The sequence below is a fragment of the Shinella agrisoli genome (genome assembly GCF_046557955.1).
Classification (GTDB): domain Bacteria; phylum Pseudomonadota; class Alphaproteobacteria; order Rhizobiales; family Rhizobiaceae; genus Shinella.
In genome coordinates this window covers 1-19,393 of sequence record NZ_JBJIEP010000015.1, presented here as the reverse complement: position 1 = coordinate 19,393, position 19,393 = coordinate 1, and the positions used below count along the sequence as shown (strand labels likewise).

Sequence of the window (19,393 nt, the reverse complement as noted above, 5' to 3'; positions counted from 1 at the left end):
TGCGTTCGGTCGGCCTTTCTCCGCGGCCGTGCGAAAAAATCCGAAAAAATGATCGGGCGGTTGTGATGGAAAAGGCACAAGCCCGGGACGGCTCCGGCAGCCTCCGCAAAGCGCCTGTCTGCGCCTAATCGATTTTAACCGAAAGTCTCGCCTCCGGCGGGGATTCCACCCTTGCAAGCAGGTCGCAGATGAGCCAGAGACTTGTGCGATTTATTCGCACAGGCGCGGCCGTCTCGCACGGCCCGCGCTCGCCCGGCCTGCCGCGTCCCATGCGGCGGCGGCGCCGGCGGCAGGACGAAGCGCATGGGCTTTAAGCGGGAAGCACAATGACATCGACGCGCACGGAAACAGACACGTTCGGCCCCATCGAGGTGGACAGCAGCCGCTACTGGGGCGCCCAGGCCCAGCGCTCGCTCGGCAACTTCAGGATCGGCTGGGAGAAGCAGCCGCTTTCGGTCGTGCGCGCCCTCGGCATCGTCAAGCAGGCCGCCGCCCGCGCCAACATGGAGCTCGGCCGCCTCGACCCCAAGCTCGGCGAGGCGATCGTCGCGGCCGCGCAGGAAGTCATCGACGGCAAGCTGAACGACCATTTCCCGCTCGTCGTCTGGCAGACGGGCTCGGGCACCCAGTCGAACATGAACGCCAACGAGGTGATCTCCAACCGGGCGATCGAGATGCTCGGCGGCGTCATGGGCTCCAAGAAGCCGGTGCATCCGAACGACCATGTCAACATGAGCCAGTCGTCGAACGACACCTATCCGACGGCCATGCACATCGCCTGCGCCGAGCGCATCGTCCATGACCTCATCCCGGCGCTCAAGCACCTGCACGCCGCGCTTGAGGCCAAGGTCAAGGCCTTCGACCACATCATCAAGATCGGCCGCACGCACACGCAGGACGCGACCCCGCTGACCCTCGGCCAGGAATTCTCCGGCTACGCCGCGCAGGTCGCCTCCTCGATCAAGCGCATCGAGCTGACGCTGCCGGGCCTGTGCGAGCTCGCCCAGGGCGGCACCGCCGTCGGCACGGGCCTCAACGCCCCGGTCGGCTTCGCCGAGAAGGTCGCCGAGCACATCGCGAAGATCACCGGCATCGACTTCAAGACCGCGCCGAACAAGTTCGAGGCGCTTGCCGCGCACGATTCCATGGTCTTCTCGCACGGCGCGATCAACGCGGCCGCCGCCGCGCTCTTCAAGATCGCCAACGACATCCGCTTCCTCGGCTCGGGCCCGCGCTCCGGCCTCGGCGAGCTGGCGCTTCCCGAAAACGAGCCGGGCTCCTCGATCATGCCGGGCAAGGTGAACCCGACCCAGTGCGAGGCCCTCACCCAGGTCTGCGCCCAGGTCTTCGGCAACCATGCGTCCCTCACCTTCGCCGGCAGCCAGGGCCATTTCGAGCTCAACGTCTTCAACCCGCTGATGGCCTACAACTTCCTTCAGTCCGTCCAGCTCCTGTCGGATGCGGCGATCTCGTTCACCGACAACTGCGTCGTCGGCATCGAGGCGCGCGAGGACAACATCAAGGCGGCGCTCGACCGCTCGCTGATGCTCGTCACCGCCCTTGCCCCCAAGATCGGCTACGACAACGCCGCCAAGATCGCCAAGACGGCCCACAAGAACGGCACGACGCTGCGCGAGGAAGCGGTCGGCGGCGGCTACGTCACGAACGAGGAGTTCGACGAGGTTGTGCGCCCGGAAAAGATGATCATGCCGGGTTGAGGACGGCGTTTACCAGAATGCCGCCATCGAGGCCGCAGATCCTTGGATTTGCGGCCTTTTTTCTGCCCGCTTTCCCTTGCGGAACATACAACCGTTAATCATTCCCAAAGCATTTTCGCCTTATTTTACGGGATGGGAGCCAACGAACGAAAATCAGGAGCAGCCGACATGAACACGGCAGTTGCGCAGAAGGTCCAGGTGCCGGACATCGCGGCGCAGGTGACCTACGCGATGCGCATAATGGGTGTCTCTCCCATCCCGCGGAACTACGAGCTGTTCTACGAGGCCTATATCGGCTCCAACCCCAAGCTGACGCGCGAGCTCGCGGCCCTCGGCAGCAAGGCCTCGCAGGAGGAGCTGGACGAGATCGGCCAGCAGTATTTCGGCCATCACCACGGCGCGACCGCCATCGACGGCGCGCACACGAAGATCGTCGGCGAACTGGAAGGTCTGCTGCGCCTCCTCAAGCAGGAACAGAACTCGCTCGAAAGCTACAACAAGCTGCTCGACGAGACTTTCGTGCGCATCACCAGCAAGAACGCCACGAGCGTCGACATCATCAAGAGCGTCATCGGCGTCCTGACGGAAGCCACCGGCGACACCATCACCCAGGGCAAGGAGATGGTGGAGAACGTCACGCAGAAATCGCGCGAGATGGAGAACGTGCGCAAGGAGCTCGACGAGTACAAGCGCATCGCCAACACGGATTCGCTGACGCAGCTTTCCAACCGCCGCGCCTTCGACGACAAGCTTTCCGCGATCTACAACTCGACCCTGTCGCGCAACGTCACGGCGCTCATTCTCGCCGACATCGACCATTTCAAGAAGATCAACGACACCTACGGCCATCCGGTCGGCGACAAGATCCTCGCCTCGGTCGGCAGCCTGATCCGCGCCAACGTGCGCAAGGACATCCTCGTCGCCCGCACCGGCGGCGAGGAATTCGCCATGATCGTCGAGGGCAATACCGAGGAAGAGGCGATGGCGATCGCCGAGCGCATCCGCGTCGCGCTGGAGCACACGCCTTTCAAGAACTCCAAGACCGGCGTCAACTACGGGCCGATCACCATCTCGCTCGGCCTGTGCATGGCCTCCTGGGCGGAAGGCCCCGGCGAGCTCTACTCCAAGGCCGACATCGCCCTCTACTGCGCCAAGAACGGCGGCCGCAACCGCACCATGGCCTTCGAGGACGGCATGAAGAAGGATTTCGCGAAGAGCTGGCTGATCTACCGCAAGTAGGAAGGCCCACCCGTCCCGAAACGGTGCCCGCGGGGCGCCGTCGGTGTGACGGCAAACATCGCCAACCTCTCCTCCGTCATGGTCGGGCTTGACCCGACCATCCATAAGCCTTTGAAAAGAATGGATCCTCGGGTCACGCCCGAGGATGACGGCGTGCCTGGGGCAATGTCTCGCATCAAACTGACCGCCCCCTCCAAGCATCTTTTCACGTTTCGGCAAGGATTTTTCCCTCCGTGCCCCATGTCGGGCGGAACCACGGCGGAAATCGCGCGTTCTTGCGGCAAAGGAGGAGCGTGCCATGCAAACCGGATTTCTCGAAATGACGATGATCGCCGTCCTGATGCTGAGCAGCCTCGTCTGGATCCAGCCCTTCTGACGGAATGGCGGGAGCGTCCTGTTCCCGCCGGAACACCGCGAAAGGCGGCGCTGTCCTAAAAGGTCCCCATCAGAAGACGCCGGGCATGAATGCCCCGGCCGCTCCGGACAGGGACAGGACCATGAAAAAGCTCGCCGTCGCCGTCATCGCAGGCCTTCTTTCCACCGCCGGCAGCGCCCTTGCCGCCGGCAGCGCCATCGACCCGATCGAAGTCGCCTCGCTTTCCTCCTCCACGCAGAAGACCGGCTGGCTCCAGGTGCTTTCCGGCGGCAAGCCGGTGAAGTCGAGGGAAAGGGTCGCCGCCGTCTCCCGTGCGCCCATCGCCCGCGAACTCGTCGCCTTCCATGAGAAGGCCGCCCCCGGCACGATCATCGTCGACAATTCCGAGCGGCGCCTCTACCACGTGCTCGGCAGCGGCCTTGCGATGAAATATGCCGTCAGCGTCGGCCGCGAGGGTTTCCTCTGGACCGGTACGGAGAAGGTGACGCGCAAGAGCGAATGGCCGACCTGGACGCCGCCGCAGGACATGCGCGCCCGCGAGGCGAAGAAGGGCAAGATCCTGCCGGTCTCGATGAAGGGCGGCCTCGACAACCCGCTCGGCTCGCGCGCCATCTACCTCGGCTCGACCGTCTACCGCATCCACGGCACCAACCAGCCGTCCTCACTCGGCAAGGCGCAGTCCTCGGGCTGCATCCGCATGGCGAACGAAGACGTCGAGCACCTCTACGAAGAGGTCCGGGCGGGCACGACCGTCATCGTGCGGGACTGACCGCTCACCGGCAGGCGGAAGCGCCCGCCGCCCTCGCTATCGCGACGATTTCCGGCCGATACTCGAAGTGCATCGTGTCGTAGTGATACCACCGGCCGCCCCAGATGAAGCCGTACCGCTCGAATATCTCGACGATCGCCATCGGATACCTGTTGGCATGGCCCGGCACATTGCCCGGCTTGCCGCCCGACCAGACCCAGTAGTCGGCGAACTTCGTATTGAGGTCGATGGCCGCGCCGAAACTGTGGACCGACAGGTTCGGCGCGCCCGCGACCTTGCGCCAGTTGAACGTGCCGGCGGACGGCGCGAGGTAGCGCCTCAGCTCCGGTTTCGCCGCAAGGTCGTCGCGCACCTTCTCGAGGGCCGCCGCGGCGCCCTGCCGCTTCGTCACGCGAAGCGTCGCGCCGAACCATTCGACCGGCACGAGGCTGGCCTCCACCGCCTTCGCCGACCGGCCGTAGAGCCGCATCATCAACGGATCGCTGCGGATGCGGCCGGGATCGAAATCGACCGCGGGTTCCGTCTCGCAGGCCCCGAGCGGGTAGACCTGCCGGAGGCTGTCCTCCACGTCGCCGGCGGAAAGCGCCGCCTGGTGGTCCTTGGTCTTCCCGTCGTCGATCTCGAGCGGCGGCCCGCCGTCCCGGAAGACGAGCCTGTCGTCCTCGACGCCCGAAAGGCTCTCCGGATAGGCTTCCACCAGCAGCTTGAGGCGGGTCGCGAGGTCGGGCTCGGCCGCGCCGGCCGCCCGCACGGCAGCCAGCGCGATCGCGACGGCGATCCAGCGCTCAGTCCACCGAGATATTGATATAGTCGCCTCCCGCCCCGCGCCAGATTTCCACATGGACGCGGACGTCGCCGTCGAGCAGCCGGCGGGCGGCATCGCCCTCGATGCGGCCGTGCCGGATCATGCGCTCGGCAAGATCGCGGTTGCGGGGGGAAGCGAAGAAACCGTCGATGTCGTCGCCGGGCTGGCGGATCCCGAAGCGGTGGACATTGGCGCGGTCCTGGCGGATGACCTGCCAGGGCTGGGTCAGCCGCTCGTTGCTGGAATTGTAGAGGTCGTCCTGACCGATATAGGCACTGTAACTTTCCAGCAGCTCGTCGGCATGCGCCGCGCCGGCCGAAACCATCATCGCCGCCGCGCAAGCCGCCGCAAGAATTCCTGTCCGCATTTCCCACTCCAGATCCGGCCGAAGCCCTTTACAAACAATGACAGGACGGGCCGGAGCGGCAAGATATTCGCTTCCTCACCACATGGTGCCTGCCCCTTGCCGGCGCATCGCACCCCCGCATGACAGGGTCAAGACGGAAAAGCCGGTCAGGCGGCGATGCGCCGCCCGTCCTCGGCAAGGAAATCCACGATGCGGTCGATCACCGGCTCGGCCGAGACGATGCGGCGGTGGCCGAAGCCGTTCGCCCATTCGAGCGTGACGTTCGGCCCGGCCGCGGCATAGCGGCGGGCATGCAGCGCCGGCACCTCCTTGTCGTCCTCCGCGTGGACGACCAGCATCGGCGTGTCGAGCCGCCCGGCCCCGTTGGCCGCGTCGAAAGCCGAAAGCGGCGCGCCGGCGATCCGTTCCACATGGCTTTCCAGCGCCGCCTGCGCCTCGGGAGCGAGCTTCAGAACGCGCCCCAGGTCCTTGAACAGCCATGTCATCTCGCTCGGCGAGCCGATGGTCACGAGCCGGCGCGGACGATGGGCGGGCACGGACGGCACCAGGCCGCTCGCCGCGCAGGCGAGCGCCGCCCCGCCGAAGGAATGGCCGCAGAAATAGTCGAAGCCGCCGAAACGCCGCCAGGCCGCATCGATCGCCTTGACGGCCATCGGCAGCGTCAGCGTGCGCCCGCGCGAAGCCCCGTGGCCCGGCAGGTCGAGCGCGACGACCTCGTGCCCGGCCGCCACCAGCCTCTCCGTCAGCGCCGTGAGGTAGGCCGCCCGCGAGCCCCAGCCGTGCACGACAAGGACGCGGCCGGTGAAAGCCTCGCAGGGACGCGCCGCGAAGCGGTGCGCGACCGCCCTGCCCCCGGCAAAGGAAAGCTCCACCCGCTGCGCTTGGCGCATCCAGCCCTCGGACCGGGCGAACAGCTCCTTCTCCTTCGCCGTGCGCGGCCGGCGGCCGGGCGTCGTCGCGAAGAGACGGAAGGCGGCGCGGCCGGCCGCCCGGGGGGAAACCGCGGAAACGCCGGCAAGCGCGAGCCGGATGACCTTCAAGCCAAAGGATGCCATATTGGGAATCCATAAAAATGTTCAATGCTGAACAATAAAGTACAACGATGAACAAAAATCAAGCCTTCCCCTGGGATCATCCGCGCTTTCGCAGCTGGGTCGGCGTGGCGCGCGCCTGCCAGCTCATGCAGCAGGCGATGACGAAGGCGATCGCCGGCCTCGACATCAAGACGCCGCACCTCGACATCCTGATCAACCTCTACCGCTTCGACGGCATTTCCCAGCAGGAGCTGGCGCGAAAGCTGCTCGTCGGCCGCTCGAACATGAGCATGCTGCTGCCGCAGCTCGAAAGGCGCGGCCTGATCGCGCGCAGGCCCGATGCGAAGGACAAGCGCGTGCTGCGCCTGTCGCTGACGGAGGCCGGCCGTGCCCTGACCGAACAGGCGATGGCCATCCAGACCGGCCTCATCGACCGCATCATGTCGCAGACGCCCGCCGACCGCTGCCTCCAGGTGGCGGAAGCCATGGAGGACATCATCGGCATCCTCCAGACGATGGAGACGGACGAGGACGAATCCTAGACCGTCGCGACGTCGTCCGCCCGCGTCGATTTCAGCGCCAGGAACTCCCACAGCGCCACGCCGAAGAGCACCGCGGCGGCGGCGATGAAGAGCTGGTAGGGCTGGACGATCGGCACGATCAGGCAAAGCGCCAGCAGCGCGCCGATGCCGGCGAGGTGCGACAGGGGCCAGCGGCCGCGGATCGCCGCCTTGAACCAGATATTGCCGAGGAGGAAGACGACGGGCCCGCCGATGATGGCGCTCGCCGTCTTTATGTCGACGTCCCCGTGCGGGTGGTCGAGCGCGAATTCCTCCGCCACCGCCGAAAGCACGATGCCGGCGACGATCGGGATATGGGCATAGGTGAAGGCGAGCCGCGCGATTCGCCCCGGCGTCGCCGAATGCTCGATCAGGTGCGCCGCCTCGCCATGGCCGAAGCGGAAGTAGATCCACCACATGGTCGCGGTGGAGAGGAAGGCGGTGGCCAGTAGGATGATCGTGAAGCCGTCGAGCAGTTCCATGCCGGCGACCGTGCGGCCGGTGACGAGGATCGTCTCGCCGAGGCAGATGATGACGAAGAGCGCGCAGCGTTCCGCCATATGCGCGCCCGAGACCTGCCAGTCGCTCGCCTTCGAGCGCCCGAGGCCCGGCACGGGAAAGCCGAGCGCCGGCGAGGCGTATTCGATGGCGAGCGCGAGCAGCCAGAGCGCCAGCCGCGCCTCGTCCCCGGCAAGGCCGCCCGCCAGCCAGAACACGGCGGCAAACGCCGTCCAGGCCGTGATGCGGGTGAAGTTCAGGCTGTTCTCCGGCCAGTCCCGCCGCATCACGTAGGCGGTGAAGGCCGAGCGGCCGATCTGCATGGCGACATAGGTAAGCGCGAAGAGGAAACCGCCGACGCCGAAGGCGGTCGGGATGGCGATCGACAGCATCAGGCCGAGGAACATCAGCACGAAGAGCAGGATGCGCACCGGCGCCTTGTCGGGATCGAGCCAGTTCGTCGCCCAGGTCGTGTAGATCCACACCCACCAGACCGCCAGCATCAGCACCGCCGCCTCGACGAGGCCGAGCAGCGAATAGTGCGCGGCCAGCGAATGGGAAAGCTGGATGATCGTCAACACGAAGACGAGGTCGAAGAAGAGCTCGGCGAACGCCACCTTGCCTTCCTGCGCGGTGCCGCGCGTGCGCAGGCAAGCCGATCGGGCGAAACGCTGGTCGTCCTCTTCCGTCATCCCTCAGCCGGCCTCTTCCTGCGCGTGGAGCAGGCGCTCCTCCTCCGCCGCGCGCTCCCGCGCCGTGCGGGCCGCCACGAGGTCGGCCGGCTGCGCATTGCCGCGGATGAGCTGGCGGCCGGCATAGATGCCGCCCACGGTCTCGAGCGCCAGGCGCTCCCGGTCGACGTCGCGGAACTCCTCCACCACCTCGGCGGCGACGTCCTCGTCCTCGCCGAGCGCCTTCAGCGTCTCGCGGCTGAAGAGCAAGGCCGATTCGAAGGTTTCGCGGATCTGGTAGTCGACGCCGGCATGCACGAGGTCGATCGCATGGCCGCGGTCGTAGGCGCGCGCCAGGATCGGCACGAGCGGGAATTCCTCGCGCACCACCTCGGCGATCTTCACGGCGGCCTCCTTGTCGTCGAGGCAGATGAGGATCGCCTTGGCGGTCGCCGCGCCGGCGGCATGCAGGATGTCGATGCGCGCGCCGTCGCCGTAATAGACCTTGAAGCCGAAGTCCGAGGCGTCGCGCACGAACTCGGCATCCTTGTCGATCAGCGAGAGCGTGTAGCCGCGGGCCAGCAACGGCTGGCTGACGATCTGTCCGAAGCGGCCGAAGCCGATCATCAGCACCGTGCCCTCGACGTTCTCCGGCAGCGCCAGCCCTTCCGTGGACGGCTGCTGCTTCGGCACCAGCCGGTCGTGCAGGATGACCATCAGCGGCGTCAGGACCATCGAGATGATGATGGTCGCCGTCAGGATGGCGTTCTCCTTACCGTCGAGGATGCCGGCCGAGACGGCCGCCGCATAGAGCACGAAGGCGAATTCGCCGCCCTGCGCCATCAGCACCGCGCGCTCCAGGCTCTCGCGGTGGCAGGTGCCGAGCAGCCGGGCGACGACGTAGATCAGCAGCGTCTTCGCCACCATGTAGCCGGCGACGCTCGCCACCACGAGCGGCCAGTTCGCGGCGATGACCGATAGGTCGATCGCCATTCCGACGCCGAGGAAGAACAGGCCGAGCAGGATGCCGCGGAACGGCTCGATGTCCGCTTCGAGCTGATGGCGGAAGCTCGATTCGGAAAGCAGCACGCCGGCGAGGAAGGCGCCCATGGCCATGGAGAGGCCGGAAAGCTGCATGGCGAGCGCCGAGCCCAGCACCACCAAGAGCGCCGCCGCCGTCATCACCTCGCGCGCGCCGGAGGCCGCGAGCACGCGGAAGAGCGGATTGAGCAGGTACCGTCCCGCCAACACCAGCGCCACGAGCGCGCCGACGGCGATGCCGATCGAGAGCCAGCGGTCGGAGGCATCCGCCGCCGCCGCGCCCGTGCCGAGCAGCGCGACGATGGCGAGCAGCGGCACGATGGCGAGGTCCTCGAACAGCAGGATCGCGATGATGCGCTGGCCCTTCAGCGTCGAGAGCGTGCCGCGCTCCTGCAGCATCTGCATGACGATGGCGGTGGAGGTGAGCACGAAGCCGGTGCCGGCGACGAAGGAGGGAACGAGCGGGAAGCCGAAGGAAAGGCCGATGCCGGTCAGCGCCGCGATGGCGCCGAGCACCTGGAACGCCCCCAGGCCGAAAATATCCCTGCGCATGCCCCAGAGCCTGGACGGCTGCATTTCCAGGCCGATGAGGAAGAGGAACATCACCACGCCGAGTTCGGCGACATGGATGATCGCCTGCGGGTCGGAGAAGAAGCCGAGCCCGAAGGGGCCGATCGCAAGCCCCGCCGCCAGGTAGCCGAGCACCGAGCCGAGCCCGATCTTCTTGAAGACCGGCACGGCCGCCACGCCCGCCGCCAGCAGCACGACAACCTGCGTCAGATCGTTTGCATTCGCCTCTGCGGCCAAGGGCATCTCCCGTTCTCTCTGGGTGGACGCGGCCTCCGGCAGGCAGTCCAACAGGTTATCGCGGCTTTTCCGAAATATCGCGGCTCATGCCCTTCTCCGCAAGCTCGCGCTCGTATTCGGCAAAGAGCTCCGCCCCCTTTTCCCCCAGTTCCCTGAGATAGGACCAGGTATAGATGCCGGTATCGTGGAAGTCGTCGAAGCCGATGCGCACGGCATAGTTGCCCGTCGGCGTCATGGAGATGATGGCGACGTTGCGTTTTCCCGGCACCGTCACCTTCTGCCCCGGACCGTGGCCCTGCACCTCGGCGGACGGGGAAAGCACGCGCAGCATCTCGGCGGAAAGGTCGAAGCTCGCCCCGTCGTTGAAGGTCACGACGAGGCGCTGCCGGTCCTTGGACACGCGCAGCTCGGTCGGCCAAAGGTCGCTCATGCCGTTTCCTTTCCATAGGATTTCGCGAAGGACTATGCCGCAAGCCGGGGATGTGCAAGGCGGAAAATGCTGTCATAATCACAGCACCGGCTTGACGCCGCGTGCCCGGCGCACGACATGTCGGTCATGGAGGATGTTTCTTGAACTCGTATGCAGGTCCCTGGAACGGCGCGAAGGCGATCGCGCAATCCGACACGCCGATGATCGACCCCTTCGGGCGCGCGATCACCTATCTGCGCGTATCCGTGACCGACCGCTGCGACTTCCGCTGCACCTACTGCATGGCGGAGAACATGACCTTCCTGCCGAAGAAGGACCTCCTGACGCTGGAGGAGCTGAACAGGCTCTGTTCCGCCTTCATCGCCAAGGGCGTGCGCAAGCTCAGGCTTACCGGCGGCGAGCCGCTGGTGCGCAAGAACATCATGCATCTGGTGCGCGAGCTCGGCCGGCACGTGCACGAAGGCCGCCTCGACGAGCTGACGCTCACCACGAACGGCTCGCAGCTCGCAAGGCACGCGGCCGAGCTCGCCGACTGCGGCGTGCGCCGCATCAACGTCTCCCTCGACACGCTCGATGCGCAGAAATTCCGGACCATCACCCGCTGGGGCGACCTTTCCAAGGTCATGGACGGCATCGACGCGGCGCAGGCGGCCGGCCTGAAGATCAAGATCAACGCCGTGGCGCTCAAGGACTTCAACGACCGCGAGATCCCCGAGCTGATGCGCTGGGCGCACGGCCGCGGCATGGACCTCACCCTCATCGAGACCATGCCGATGGGCGAGATCGAGGAAGACCGCACCGACCGCTACATGCCTCTTTCCGAGATGCGCGCGCGCCTGGAAGACGAATTCACCCTGACCGACAACGCCTACCGCACCGGCGGGCCGGCGCGCTACGTCACGGTCGCCGAGACCGGCGGCCGCCTCGGCTTCATCACGCCGATGACGCACAATTTCTGCGAAAGCTGCAACCGCGTCCGCCTCACCTGCACCGGCACGCTCTACATGTGCCTCGGCCAGAACGATGCGGCGGACCTGCGCCTGCCGCTGCGCGCGTCGGAAGACGACGCCCTGCTCTCCCAGGCGATCGACGAGGCGATCGGCCGCAAGCCGAAGGGCCACGATTTCGTCATCGACCGCCGCAACCGCCCCGCCGTCGCCCGCCACATGAGCGTGACGGGCGGCTGATCCGCCCGATTGCCGCCCGCCGGGGTAGGCCCGGCCGGCACCATCTCAAGGCCGGGGACGACGATAGGCGGGGTGAAGGTCTCCAACGAAAACGGCCGGGCTTTCGCCCGGCCGCCTTTGCCCCCGGCCCCTCTTGCTGAAGAGCCGCCCCCTCAAGCCGCGTAGGTCTGTCCGTGAACGCCCTCCGGCCGCGCATCGGCGTCGCGCGTCTTGAAGTGGTCGATCTTCTGGTTGAGGATTTCGACGCGGCGGCGCAGGCCGTGGATCTCGGCCGTGTTCTCCTCCACCATCGCCGCGTTCTGCTGCGTGATGAGCTCGACTTGGTGCACCGCCTGGTTCACCTCGTTGATGCCCTCGTACTGGGCGGCCGCGGCCGCCTCGATCTTGCCCACCAGGGCGTGGATCGACGAGATGTGCTGGTTGATCACCGTCAGCGCCTCACCGGTCTCCGTGACGAGCGCGACGCCGTTCCTGACCTGCGACGAGCTGTCGGAGATGAGCCCCTTGATCTCGCGGGCCGCCCCCGCGCAGCGCTGGGCGAGCTCGCGCACCTCCTGCGCCACGACCGCAAAGCCGCGGCCCGCCTCCCCGGCCCGGGCGGCCTCGACGCCGGCGTTCAGCGCCAGGAGGTTCGTCTGGAAGGCGATCTCGTCGATGACGCCGATGATCGTGCTGATCTTCTCCGATGACCTGTTGATCTCCCCCATGGCGTCGACGGCCTTCGCCACCACCTCGCCGGAACGCCGGGCGTAGCTGTGCGTCTCGTCGACCGAGACGGCGGTCTGCTGCGCGCTTTCGGCCGTCGAGCGCACGATCTCCGTGAGCTGGCGCAGCGCCCGCGAGCTCTCCTCCAGCGCCGCCGCCTGCTGCTCCGTGCGGCGGGCGAGGTCGTCGGCGGAAGCGGCGAGGTTCCCCGCCCCGCCGTTGATCTCCATCGTCGTGGCGCGCACGTCCGAAAGGGTCGCGCGCAGGGCCTCGACCGCGTTGTTGTAGGTGCGGGCCATGGCGACGTACTCGGCGGCCAGCGCCTCCGTCATGCTCTCTTCGAGGTTGCCGGCGGCGAGCTGGCCGAGGACTTCGGACAGCGCGGTGAGCGCCTCGGTCTGTTCCGCCTCGATGCGGGCGCGCTCGCTGGCGCGGCGTGCCTGCTCCTCGGCCGTCAGCTGGCGCTGGGCTTCCGCCTCCCGCTCCAGGCGGATGTTTTCCAGCGCCGCGTCGCGGAAGACGGCGACCGAGCGCACCATGTCGCCGATCTCGTCGCCGCGGTTGCGTCCGTCGATGGAGATGTCGAGGTCGCCGCTGGCGAGCCGCGACATGGCTTCGGTCACGCGCTTCAGCGGGCCGCGCAGCGTCTCGACGAGCATCAGGCCGCCGATGATGGCCAGCAGCGTGCCGGCGACCATCGCGATGATGGAGACGTTGGCCGAGCGCTGGCTGTCCTTCTTGCCGGCTTCCTGGGCGCTGGAGACGAACTGCTCGAGCGTCTGGCTGGCATCGGCGACCGAGGCATAGGCCGCTGCACGCGCCGCCTGCCACTTCTCGCCGACGGAGATGAGGTCCTGCGTGCCCTTCTCGATCCTTTCGAGCGAGGGCGCGAGCTTGGCGGAAAGATCGCGCAGCGCCGCATTCTTCCCGCCGAGCTTGGCAAGCTCGGCAGCGCTCGCGGACACGGCCTTGACGTCGGCCAGCACGGCGTCGCGGCTTGCCTGGTCCAGCTTGCGGTGCAGTTCGCTGATGTGGAGGCGCGTCTCGTCGATGCCCTTGAAGGTATCGCCCATCAGGGTGATCAGCGTCTTGAGCAGCGCGATCTCGGCATCCATGCCGACGAAGCGCTTGGCGGCGGTGTCGGAATTCTTGCCCGCCTCCTTGAGGAAATCCGCGTCGAACTTGGCGAGCTTGGTCAGCACCGGCACGAACTTGGTCTTCTTGGTTTCGGCATCCTCGCCGCCGGCGAGGATTTCCTTCACCTTGGCGATCTCCGCCTCGAAGGGCGCGATCTGCGCCAGCGCCTTCTGCGAGGCGATCGCCTTGGATTCGCCGAGCTGCTTCAGGAGCTGCGGCAGGTAGGTCTCGGCCGCCTTGACCTTGTCTTCCGGCTTCATCGCCAGCGCGACGGGCTTGCGGAACTTGCCGATGCGCTCGGCAAGCCCCTGGTAGGCCGCGGCGTCGAAGAGCAGCGCCTTGGCGAAGGCTTCCTTCTCGCCCGATTCGCTGCGGATGACGCCGATCTGCTTTTCGGCGAATTCGCCGTCCTTGGCCATCGCCGCCAGCGCGCCCTCCAGGCCGGCGGTCACGGCGTTGCGTTCCTGGTCGATCGTCCAGAGCGTCTCGGTCTGGCTGCGCATGGTCGCGGCGAGCGCCACGACGGAGGCGATCTTCGCCTTCTCCGCCGCGTCGGGCAGCAGGGCGTCGAGATCGCGGATGCCGGCCTCCTGCTCGTCGATCCGCGCGCTCAGCGCATCGCGGGTCTCTTCGCCCGGCCTGTCCACGAAGTCCTGCAACCCGGTGCGCAGGTTCTGGAAATGCGACAGGCTGTTGATCGTCTCGCGCGTGACCGTCATGTGGCCGTTCAGCGTGCTCGCCGTGAAATAGCCGACGAGGCCGATGCCCGCGATCAGCGCGACGAGAGGGATGACGAACAGCAGCACCTTGGTGACGATGCGGCGCTGCTGGAGCAGGCGGTCGATGAAGGACATGGGTTCCCCGACGTTTTATGACGACCAAAGATCCCCTCGGGTGCTTCTCAAAGCCGAGCGGCCGCTCGGACTCGCCATCGCGAGCGCGGCCGTCCTTGCACTGTCGGGGCTCGGCCGATCTTCCACCAGGCGGCACGCCCTCACCCGTCGCATCATGCGATCGCTCATTGGGATAACGCAACGATAGGTGGGGAAACTTAATGAAACCCTTCGCCAAAGCGGCAGTAATTCAAGCTGTTGCGCCGAATTGGTCATACTTTTCTGCCCAAAATCCGCCCATCCGCCCCTTCTTTCGGCAACCGGCCCCCTCGTGTAGCGCGCAAAATCGAATGGCACGCCGCGCAAGATCATGTGGCAGCAAAATGGCGTCGGTTGACGGCAGCTCTGCCTCCCCCTATTTCCTCCCGCGCGGCGACCATAAACGAAACCACAGGGGGTAGACGGTGAGGATACGTGTGCTCCGATCGACCGCGTGAAACATTGCTGGGTGGCCCGACGCCGGAGGCGAAGGGACTACAGGCAGAAGACAACTACACCATTGAGGTTTGGAACCGTGAGGGCGGCGAGCTGATCGGCATCTGCCTGCGCACGTCCTTGTGGATCATCCAGTGCCAGGCCTGGCCGGAGGCGATAAAGGCGTACCCAGGCCGCTACCTGATCAGAAAGAACGCGCACTTCGTGATCAGTGCAGCGAAGGTGCCGACCGATGACGACGTCGGCTCCGGTCCCGGCCGGGACACCAGCTACAAGAGCATCGCGCTTGAAGACCTGCCGCAATGGTACGGCATCGAAGCTCGCTGCAGCTGCGGTCGCTCCCGAAAACTCGATAGGTACGCGCCGCCGGTAGCAAAGTGGAAATCGTTCTCCCTGGCGCTGATCGAGGAAAAACTCACCTGCACTCTCTGCGAGGAAGCCGGCCGTGCAAACCCGAAGATCGAGCTCGAACTGGTCAAACTGCCTCGCTAGACCGAAAAGCCCTGCGGCTCTCACCGCAGGGCTTTGGCGCTCTTCGTGCTCGGCTCTGGCTTAGAGCGGCGTCATGCGGTGGATCGCCCGCGCCGCAGCCAGAAGCGAGGACAGCCGCTCCAGGGTTGCGTCGACCGGCGCCAGGGCGCCGATCGCTCCGTTCCGCCTTCCTTCTCCGATGTCGCCGGCCGCAAGATCGATCTGGTTCATGAGGTCCTCCGCATCGCGCTGCATGGCCTTGATGATCTGCGTGATGGCGGGGTTTCGGTCGTTCATGTGTGCCTCCTTGTCGATGGCGACACCTTCGCTCGAAGCCGCCCGCGCATCGAGCAATGCCAGTGCTTTGATCGCCGGGACGCGAATCGCTTTTCCGGCTGCGGCCGTTGGTCGACCGACGTCGAGCAACACTTTTGTTCGCGGCCGATCACGGCCCGATCAGCACCTCCTTCACGGCGCTGGCTCGCCCCTTGCCGCTGACCGTATAGGTGCAATCGACCTCCTCGATCGAGAAGTCCTTGAAGGTTTCGAAGACGCCTCGAACGGCGTTCAAGGACAGGATGAAGGTGCCTCGAATGCCCTTCAAGACGTCGGCCATCTCGGCGAATTCCTCCCGGCCGAATACTGCCTTGCCGTAGTCGCCCTCGCTGCCCCAATAGGGCGGATCGAGATAGAAGAGCATGCCCGGCCGGTCGTAGCGCTCGATGAAGGTCCGCCAGGGCAGGCATTCGATGACGACGCCGGCCAGGCGCTCGTGGATGTCCTCCAGCAGCGGCGCGAGCTTCAAAAGGTTGAACCTGCGCCTCCTGCCTTGACCACCCCGAAGTTGCGGCCGGAGACCTTGCCGCCGAAGGCCAGGCGCTGGAGGTAGAGGAAACGCGCCGCCCGTTCGAGGTCGGTCAGGGTCGAGGGATCGACCTTGACCAGACGCTCGTATTCCCGCCGGCTCGTGATCTGGAACCGTAGCGTCTCCATGAACTGCGGATAGTGGCGCTGGAGGATGCGGAAGAGGTTTGCGACGTCCCCGCTGATGTCATTGATCGCCTCCATGCGCGGCTGCATGGTGCGGCGAAGGAAGATGCCGCCCATGCCGACGAAGGGCTCCGCATAGCCGTCGTGCGGCGTGGCGTTGATGCGGCGGATTATGACCTTCGAAAGCACGCGCTTGCCGCCGATATAGGGAGCGGCGGGAGAGACCGGGGCGACCGGCTGCAAATTCACCATTTCAAATAGCTCACGACTCAGTCACATGTCTCCCGCCCTGCAGGGCACGGGTGCGACGGTTGTGCAATTCGGCTGTCGGACGGGACTGGACGCCAATCAAGGCCCGTCGCTTGAGGCGTTTCCGCGCCTCGGCCGCCCGGCTAAGCCGGCCAGCCCGTTTCGATGTCGACGGCCGCGATGCCGGCGACGTCCTCGGCCGCGAGCACGGCATCCTTCAGGGTCCGGCCGTGCTGTCGGATCTGCGCGTAGTAATCGCCGACGCTGGCGGCGAGCGCGAGGCCATCGGCAGGTGTCGCAAGAGGGATGCGTACATTCTCGATCGCGATCCACCCAGTCTGGTAGCTTTCCGGCCAGGGCACGCCGCCGCCGGCCGCCGCGACGGCCGTGGTGGCCATAGCGCCCATGTCGGCGCGGCTGGCATCGTCGAGAGCGACGTGCAGTCCGCCGCCGGCAGGGTATCCGGCAGCAAGGAGGCCGGCGACGCGAGCGGAGATCGCGGCGAGCTTGGCATCGCGCGCCTTTGCCTCGGCCGTGATGTACATTGATGGTTCAAGCTTCCACGTCATTGGCAACCTCCTCTACCTGCGGCGGATCGATGAATTCTTCGGCCTCCGGCTCGTCTGCCGGCAGGACAACAAGGCCGTCCGGCGGATCGACGATCGGCGCGGGGTGCGTCACGGCTGCGGAGGGGTTTTCCCCCGAGTATGGTAGCCGGATGGTAAGGACGACGTGCCCGCCCTGGCGTGTGATGGGGCCACGGATAAAGTCGCAGGGCACCACGAAGTCGGCGATCTCGGCTCCTTCCGGAAGGTCCGAGAAGTCGAATTCCTCGCCGTTGATCCAGAGGCAGTCACCCGACTTGACGATCTCGACGGGCGGCCCGTCATAGAGCGGCGAAAGGTTGATGATCATTGCTATGCTCCTTTCCTAGAACCAGCGGCCGACCGCAGTGATCTTAAGCCCGACCGTCTGCCCCGCCAGCGACGACGACGCCATGAGACGGCACTGCGCCGCGCCGACGGCCGATGCCCGCTGGAAGCCAACCCAGATATTGCCCACGGCGAGCTGGTCCGGCGAAATCGACACGGACGTCGTTGCGAGGGAGAGGAAGTTTATGGGCAGCGACAGGCCGATAACGGCTGAGACATAGGCAGAACCTGCTGCCGTGTTTATGTCGTAGGTTGCGGTGACACTGCTCGTGGCAATCTGCGTCCCGTCAGCGAACTTCACCCAGTCGCCGTTGGCATTGCTGCCGCGCTGCATGACGCCGCCGGTCGGAACGCCGCCCGACTGGCCGACGGGCCTGAGAATGGTTCCCTGATGGATAATCTCGCACCACGGCGTCCACCCGGAATTGCCATAGCTGCGAATGAAGGTGCTAAGACCTGCCGCCGTAGAGTTTCCCCCATACGACACGAACATCTGCGTGTGCCTGTTGGTCTGACTGTAGCAGACGTATAGCGCGCCGGCCGAGCTGATCGGGTAGTTGTTGCCGGTCGTGTTGGCGCCGGTCGGATTGTAGTAAAGGCCGCTTGCCGTCAGGTTGTCGAGGTTGTCGGCCGCCGTCAGAGTGATCGCGTAGCCGAGACCGAAGTCGTTGGTCTTCATCAGCCGCCCGCCGGTCGTGTCTGTCTGGCTCTGTGTGACGGCCTGTCCGAGGAGCCGGCCGTCAAGGGTGTAGTTGGTGCCGGACCGGCTGAGCGCGGTGCCCGAAAGCAATGTCTGAGCCTGCGTCGTCGCATCGATCAGCGTCGCGGTGGCTGCGCCGGTGTACAGCAGCATCTTGTTGGCAGCCGGCGTAAGGCCCGAGAGCGGCGAAAGCCCCCCGCTTTCCAGTTCTGTCAGCATCCGGCGGCTTGCGGCATAGACCAGCTCGCCCTCCGGCGTCAGGCGGATTTCGTAGGCGGACGCCGACTGGTTCGCCCCGGGCCAGGGATAGGCGAGCGTCAGGCTCGTGTTGCTGTTGACTGCGGCGATCCGCACGGAGAGGCCCGCCGCCCAGAACAGGTCTCCCGGCCGGATGCCGCTTGCCAGCCAGGTCGTGCCCTGACCGGCAACAGTGGTCGAACCGGCGTTAACCGATGCGGTGCCGGTGTTGTAGGGGATTGCGACGGCCATCATGCGCTCCTTTCTTCAACGGGCGTTTCGGTGAGCGCCTTCAGCCGCTCCAGTTCTTCGATGACGGAGGCGAGCTGTGCCTCCTTCTCGGCAAGCAGCGTTCGCGCCTCGTCGACTGCCTGGGCCAGGAGGAGGTTGCGGTTGCGCAGCGAGGCTTCGATCGCCCGCAGCTCCTGCACTTCCACGTGGGGTGAAATTTGAACCTGGCTCATAACGTGGCTCCTGGTGTGGACATGGTCGATCTCCTGTCAGTCCGCGACCGGAATGCCGAGGACGTAGTACCTAATTCCGAGGATGGGGGACGTATCGAACACCCGCACTGCTTCGCGCTGGCCGCCGGACGTTCGCCAGTACCGGTTCACCGGAGCGCCGCGGTTGGTGTAGAAGGTCGCCTGCTGGTAGTTGTATTCGCAGTGGGAGCTGTCCCCTGCGGCCTGCGTGTCGTTGCCGAACTGGTTGGGAAGCAGCCGCTTGACCAGCGGCTCCCGCACCCCCATGGACCAGCTATGCCCGGAGCCGTGGTGGGTGGAGAACTTGATGAGCGGGAAGAAGCCGGTCGCGTCATAGGTGATGGTCTGCGCAACGCCGATGCCAACAGGCACGGTCAGATAGCCCTCTTGCAGGATCTGGATGACCGGGCGACGGGTATCGAGGATGACGTCCGACCACGACGGCGGGTCGCCGGCGCCGGGCCGAAGGAACTGGATATGCCGCTCGCCGCCGTGCTGGTAATGCCGCAGCACGTTGTAGCTGCCGGACGTCGGTGCGCTGGCATCGGCGCCGAAGAGGATGAAGCGCGCCCGACAGGACACACCGTTGTTGATGAAGACGATCTTGCTGCCTTCGAAGGTGTAGTCGACATTGATGCCGGTGCTGTCGCTCGGAACGGC

The 19,393-nt window shown here is 66.1% G+C and carries 18 protein-coding genes and 2 pseudogenes; 6 read left to right on the top strand and 14 right to left on the bottom strand.

From position 1 onward, the window contains the following. Window positions 1–326: 326 nt before the first annotated feature. The 3 genes from fumC (at window position 327) to ACIIOY_RS16395 (ending at window position 4,102) form a co-directional block, all read left to right on the top strand. Window positions 327–1,718 carry a class II fumarate hydratase gene (gene fumC, locus ACIIOY_RS16405; protein ID WP_411035751.1) on the top strand — a complete coding sequence of 464 codons (1,392 nt, stop codon included), beginning with the start codon at window positions 327–329 and terminating at the stop codon, window positions 1,716–1,718. Window positions 1,719–1,886: 168 nt separating this feature from the next. After that, window positions 1,887–2,957: a GGDEF domain-containing protein gene (locus ACIIOY_RS16400; protein ID WP_411035750.1), complete on the top strand. Its 1,071-nt coding sequence runs from the start codon at window positions 1,887–1,889 to the stop codon at window positions 2,955–2,957. Window positions 2,958–3,454: 497 nt separating this feature from the next. Continuing rightward, entirely contained in the window at window positions 3,455–4,102 is a 648-nt protein-coding gene (locus tag ACIIOY_RS16395; protein WP_411035749.1) for a L,D-transpeptidase, read from the top strand. A 4-nt stretch (window positions 4,103–4,106) separates the two neighbouring features. Here ACIIOY_RS16395 and ACIIOY_RS16390 read toward each other — a convergent pair whose 3' ends face one another. The 3 genes from ACIIOY_RS16390 to ACIIOY_RS16380 form a co-directional block, all read right to left on the bottom strand. Continuing rightward, on the bottom strand, window positions 4,107–4,943 hold the full coding sequence (locus ACIIOY_RS16390; protein ID WP_411035748.1) for a M15 family metallopeptidase: 837 nt from the start codon (window positions 4,941–4,943) through the stop codon (window positions 4,107–4,109). Next, window positions 4,888–5,274 (bottom strand): hypothetical protein, encoded by a 387-nt coding sequence (locus ACIIOY_RS16385; protein WP_411035747.1) that lies wholly within the window; start codon window positions 5,272–5,274, stop codon window positions 4,888–4,890. Before ACIIOY_RS16385 ends, ACIIOY_RS16390 begins: the two co-directional genes overlap by 56 nt. Before the next feature lie 146 nt (window positions 5,275–5,420). After that, window positions 5,421–6,329 (bottom strand): alpha/beta hydrolase, encoded by a 909-nt coding sequence (locus tag ACIIOY_RS16380; protein WP_411035746.1) that lies wholly within the window; start codon window positions 6,327–6,329, stop codon window positions 5,421–5,423. Between the two features lie 47 nt (window positions 6,330–6,376). Between ACIIOY_RS16380 and ACIIOY_RS16375 the strand changes: the two genes are divergently transcribed. Then, window positions 6,377–6,850 (top strand): MarR family winged helix-turn-helix transcriptional regulator, encoded by a 474-nt coding sequence (locus ACIIOY_RS16375; RefSeq protein WP_411035745.1) that lies wholly within the window; start codon window positions 6,377–6,379, stop codon window positions 6,848–6,850. On the opposite strand, the gene ACIIOY_RS16370 is transcribed toward ACIIOY_RS16375, so the two are convergent. From ACIIOY_RS16370 to ACIIOY_RS16360, 3 genes are read right to left on the bottom strand one after another with little or no spacing between them, the layout of a single operon-like run. Then, complete coding sequence (locus ACIIOY_RS16370) at window positions 6,847–8,058, bottom strand: low temperature requirement protein A (protein ID WP_411035744.1); 1,212 nt, start codon at window positions 8,056–8,058, stop codon at window positions 6,847–6,849. The two genes, ACIIOY_RS16375 and ACIIOY_RS16370, sit on opposite strands and share 4 nt — an antisense overlap. A gap of 3 nt (window positions 8,059–8,061) precedes the next feature. Further along, window positions 8,062–9,885, bottom strand: a complete 1,824-nt coding sequence (locus ACIIOY_RS16365; protein ID WP_411035743.1) for a monovalent cation:proton antiporter-2 (CPA2) family protein — start codon at window positions 9,883–9,885, stop codon at window positions 8,062–8,064. Window positions 9,886–9,940: 55 nt separating this feature from the next. Continuing rightward, window positions 9,941–10,315 (bottom strand): gamma-butyrobetaine hydroxylase family protein, encoded by a 375-nt coding sequence (locus tag ACIIOY_RS16360; RefSeq protein ID WP_411035742.1) that lies wholly within the window; start codon window positions 10,313–10,315, stop codon window positions 9,941–9,943. A gap of 200 nt (window positions 10,316–10,515) precedes the next feature. On the opposite strand from ACIIOY_RS16360, the gene moaA reads away from it, so the two are divergent. Then, window positions 10,516–11,502 carry a GTP 3',8-cyclase MoaA gene (moaA, locus tag ACIIOY_RS16355; protein WP_411035871.1) on the top strand — a complete coding sequence of 329 codons (987 nt, stop codon included), beginning with the start codon at window positions 10,516–10,518 and terminating at the stop codon, window positions 11,500–11,502. Between the two features lie 152 nt (window positions 11,503–11,654). On the opposite strand, the gene ACIIOY_RS16350 is transcribed toward moaA, so the two are convergent. Next, on the bottom strand, window positions 11,655–14,198 hold the full coding sequence (locus tag ACIIOY_RS16350; RefSeq protein ID WP_411035741.1) for a methyl-accepting chemotaxis protein: 2,544 nt from the start codon (window positions 14,196–14,198) through the stop codon (window positions 11,655–11,657). A 453-nt stretch (window positions 14,199–14,651) separates the two neighbouring features. On the opposite strand from ACIIOY_RS16350, the gene ACIIOY_RS16345 reads away from it, so the two are divergent. Next, window positions 14,652–15,164, top strand: a complete 513-nt coding sequence (locus ACIIOY_RS16345; RefSeq protein WP_411035740.1) for a hypothetical protein — start codon at window positions 14,652–14,654, stop codon at window positions 15,162–15,164. Between the two features lie 60 nt (window positions 15,165–15,224). Here ACIIOY_RS16345 and ACIIOY_RS16340 read toward each other — a convergent pair whose 3' ends face one another. The 7 genes and pseudogenes from ACIIOY_RS16340 to ACIIOY_RS16310 form a co-directional block, all read right to left on the bottom strand. After that, window positions 15,225–15,440 carry a hypothetical protein gene (locus ACIIOY_RS16340; RefSeq protein WP_411035739.1) on the bottom strand — a complete coding sequence of 72 codons (216 nt, stop codon included), beginning with the start codon at window positions 15,438–15,440 and terminating at the stop codon, window positions 15,225–15,227. Between the two features lie 148 nt (window positions 15,441–15,588). Beyond that, window positions 15,589–16,385, bottom strand: a pseudogene (locus ACIIOY_RS16335) (DNA adenine methylase). 140 nt (window positions 16,386–16,525) lie between these two features. Beyond that, on the bottom strand, window positions 16,526–16,951 hold the full coding sequence (locus ACIIOY_RS16330; protein ID WP_411035738.1) for a DUF4376 domain-containing protein: 426 nt from the start codon (window positions 16,949–16,951) through the stop codon (window positions 16,526–16,528). Continuing rightward, window positions 16,935–17,297: a hypothetical protein gene (locus tag ACIIOY_RS16325; protein ID WP_411035737.1), complete on the bottom strand. Its 363-nt coding sequence runs from the start codon at window positions 17,295–17,297 to the stop codon at window positions 16,935–16,937. Before ACIIOY_RS16325 ends, ACIIOY_RS16330 begins: the two co-directional genes overlap by 17 nt. Window positions 17,298–17,312: 15 nt before the next feature. After that, complete coding sequence (locus ACIIOY_RS16320) at window positions 17,313–18,503, bottom strand: pyocin knob domain-containing protein (RefSeq protein ID WP_411035736.1); 1,191 nt, start codon at window positions 18,501–18,503, stop codon at window positions 17,313–17,315. Then, window positions 18,503–18,715, bottom strand: coding sequence for a hypothetical protein (locus ACIIOY_RS16315; RefSeq protein WP_411035735.1), 213 nt, complete (start codon window positions 18,713–18,715; stop codon window positions 18,503–18,505). Before ACIIOY_RS16315 ends, ACIIOY_RS16320 begins: the two co-directional genes overlap by 1 nt. Before the next feature lie 36 nt (window positions 18,716–18,751). Next, window positions 18,752–19,393, bottom strand: a pseudogene (locus tag ACIIOY_RS16310) (hypothetical protein); the annotation flags it as partial.

Coding starts and splice junctions, on each gene's coding strand:
- ACIIOY_RS16340 (WP_411035739.1), bottom strand. CDS start 15,440: ATGAACGACCGAAACCCCGCCATCACGCAGATCATCAAGGCCATGCAG.
- fumC (WP_411035751.1), top strand. CDS start 327: ATGACATCGACGCGCACGGAAACAGACACGTTCGGCCCCATCGAGGTG.
- ACIIOY_RS16385 (WP_411035747.1), bottom strand. CDS start 5,274: ATGCGGACAGGAATTCTTGCGGCGGCTTGCGCGGCGGCGATGATGGTT.
- moaA (WP_411035871.1), top strand. CDS start 10,516: ATGATCGACCCCTTCGGGCGCGCGATCACCTATCTGCGCGTATCCGTG.
- ACIIOY_RS16330 (WP_411035738.1), bottom strand. CDS start 16,951: ATGACGTGGAAGCTTGAACCATCAATGTACATCACGGCCGAGGCAAAG.
- ACIIOY_RS16350 (WP_411035741.1), bottom strand. CDS start 14,198: ATGTCCTTCATCGACCGCCTGCTCCAGCAGCGCCGCATCGTCACCAAG.
- ACIIOY_RS16390 (WP_411035748.1), bottom strand. CDS start 4,943: ATGTGGAAATCTGGCGCGGGGCGGGAGGCGACTATATCAATATCTCGG.
- ACIIOY_RS16325 (WP_411035737.1), bottom strand. CDS start 17,297: ATGATCATCAACCTTTCGCCGCTCTATGACGGGCCGCCCGTCGAGATC.
- ACIIOY_RS16370 (WP_411035744.1), bottom strand. CDS start 8,058: ATGACGGAAGAGGACGACCAGCGTTTCGCCCGATCGGCTTGCCTGCGC.
- ACIIOY_RS16400 (WP_411035750.1), top strand. CDS start 1,887: ATGAACACGGCAGTTGCGCAGAAGGTCCAGGTGCCGGACATCGCGGCG.
- ACIIOY_RS16380 (WP_411035746.1), bottom strand. CDS start 6,329: ATGGCATCCTTTGGCTTGAAGGTCATCCGGCTCGCGCTTGCCGGCGTT.
- ACIIOY_RS16320 (WP_411035736.1), bottom strand. CDS start 18,503: ATGGCCGTCGCAATCCCCTACAACACCGGCACCGCATCGGTTAACGCC.
- ACIIOY_RS16375 (WP_411035745.1), top strand. CDS start 6,377: ATGAACAAAAATCAAGCCTTCCCCTGGGATCATCCGCGCTTTCGCAGC.
- ACIIOY_RS16395 (WP_411035749.1), top strand. CDS start 3,455: ATGAAAAAGCTCGCCGTCGCCGTCATCGCAGGCCTTCTTTCCACCGCC.
- ACIIOY_RS16360 (WP_411035742.1), bottom strand. CDS start 10,315: ATGAGCGACCTTTGGCCGACCGAGCTGCGCGTGTCCAAGGACCGGCAG.
- ACIIOY_RS16315 (WP_411035735.1), bottom strand. CDS start 18,715: ATGAGCCAGGTTCAAATTTCACCCCACGTGGAAGTGCAGGAGCTGCGG.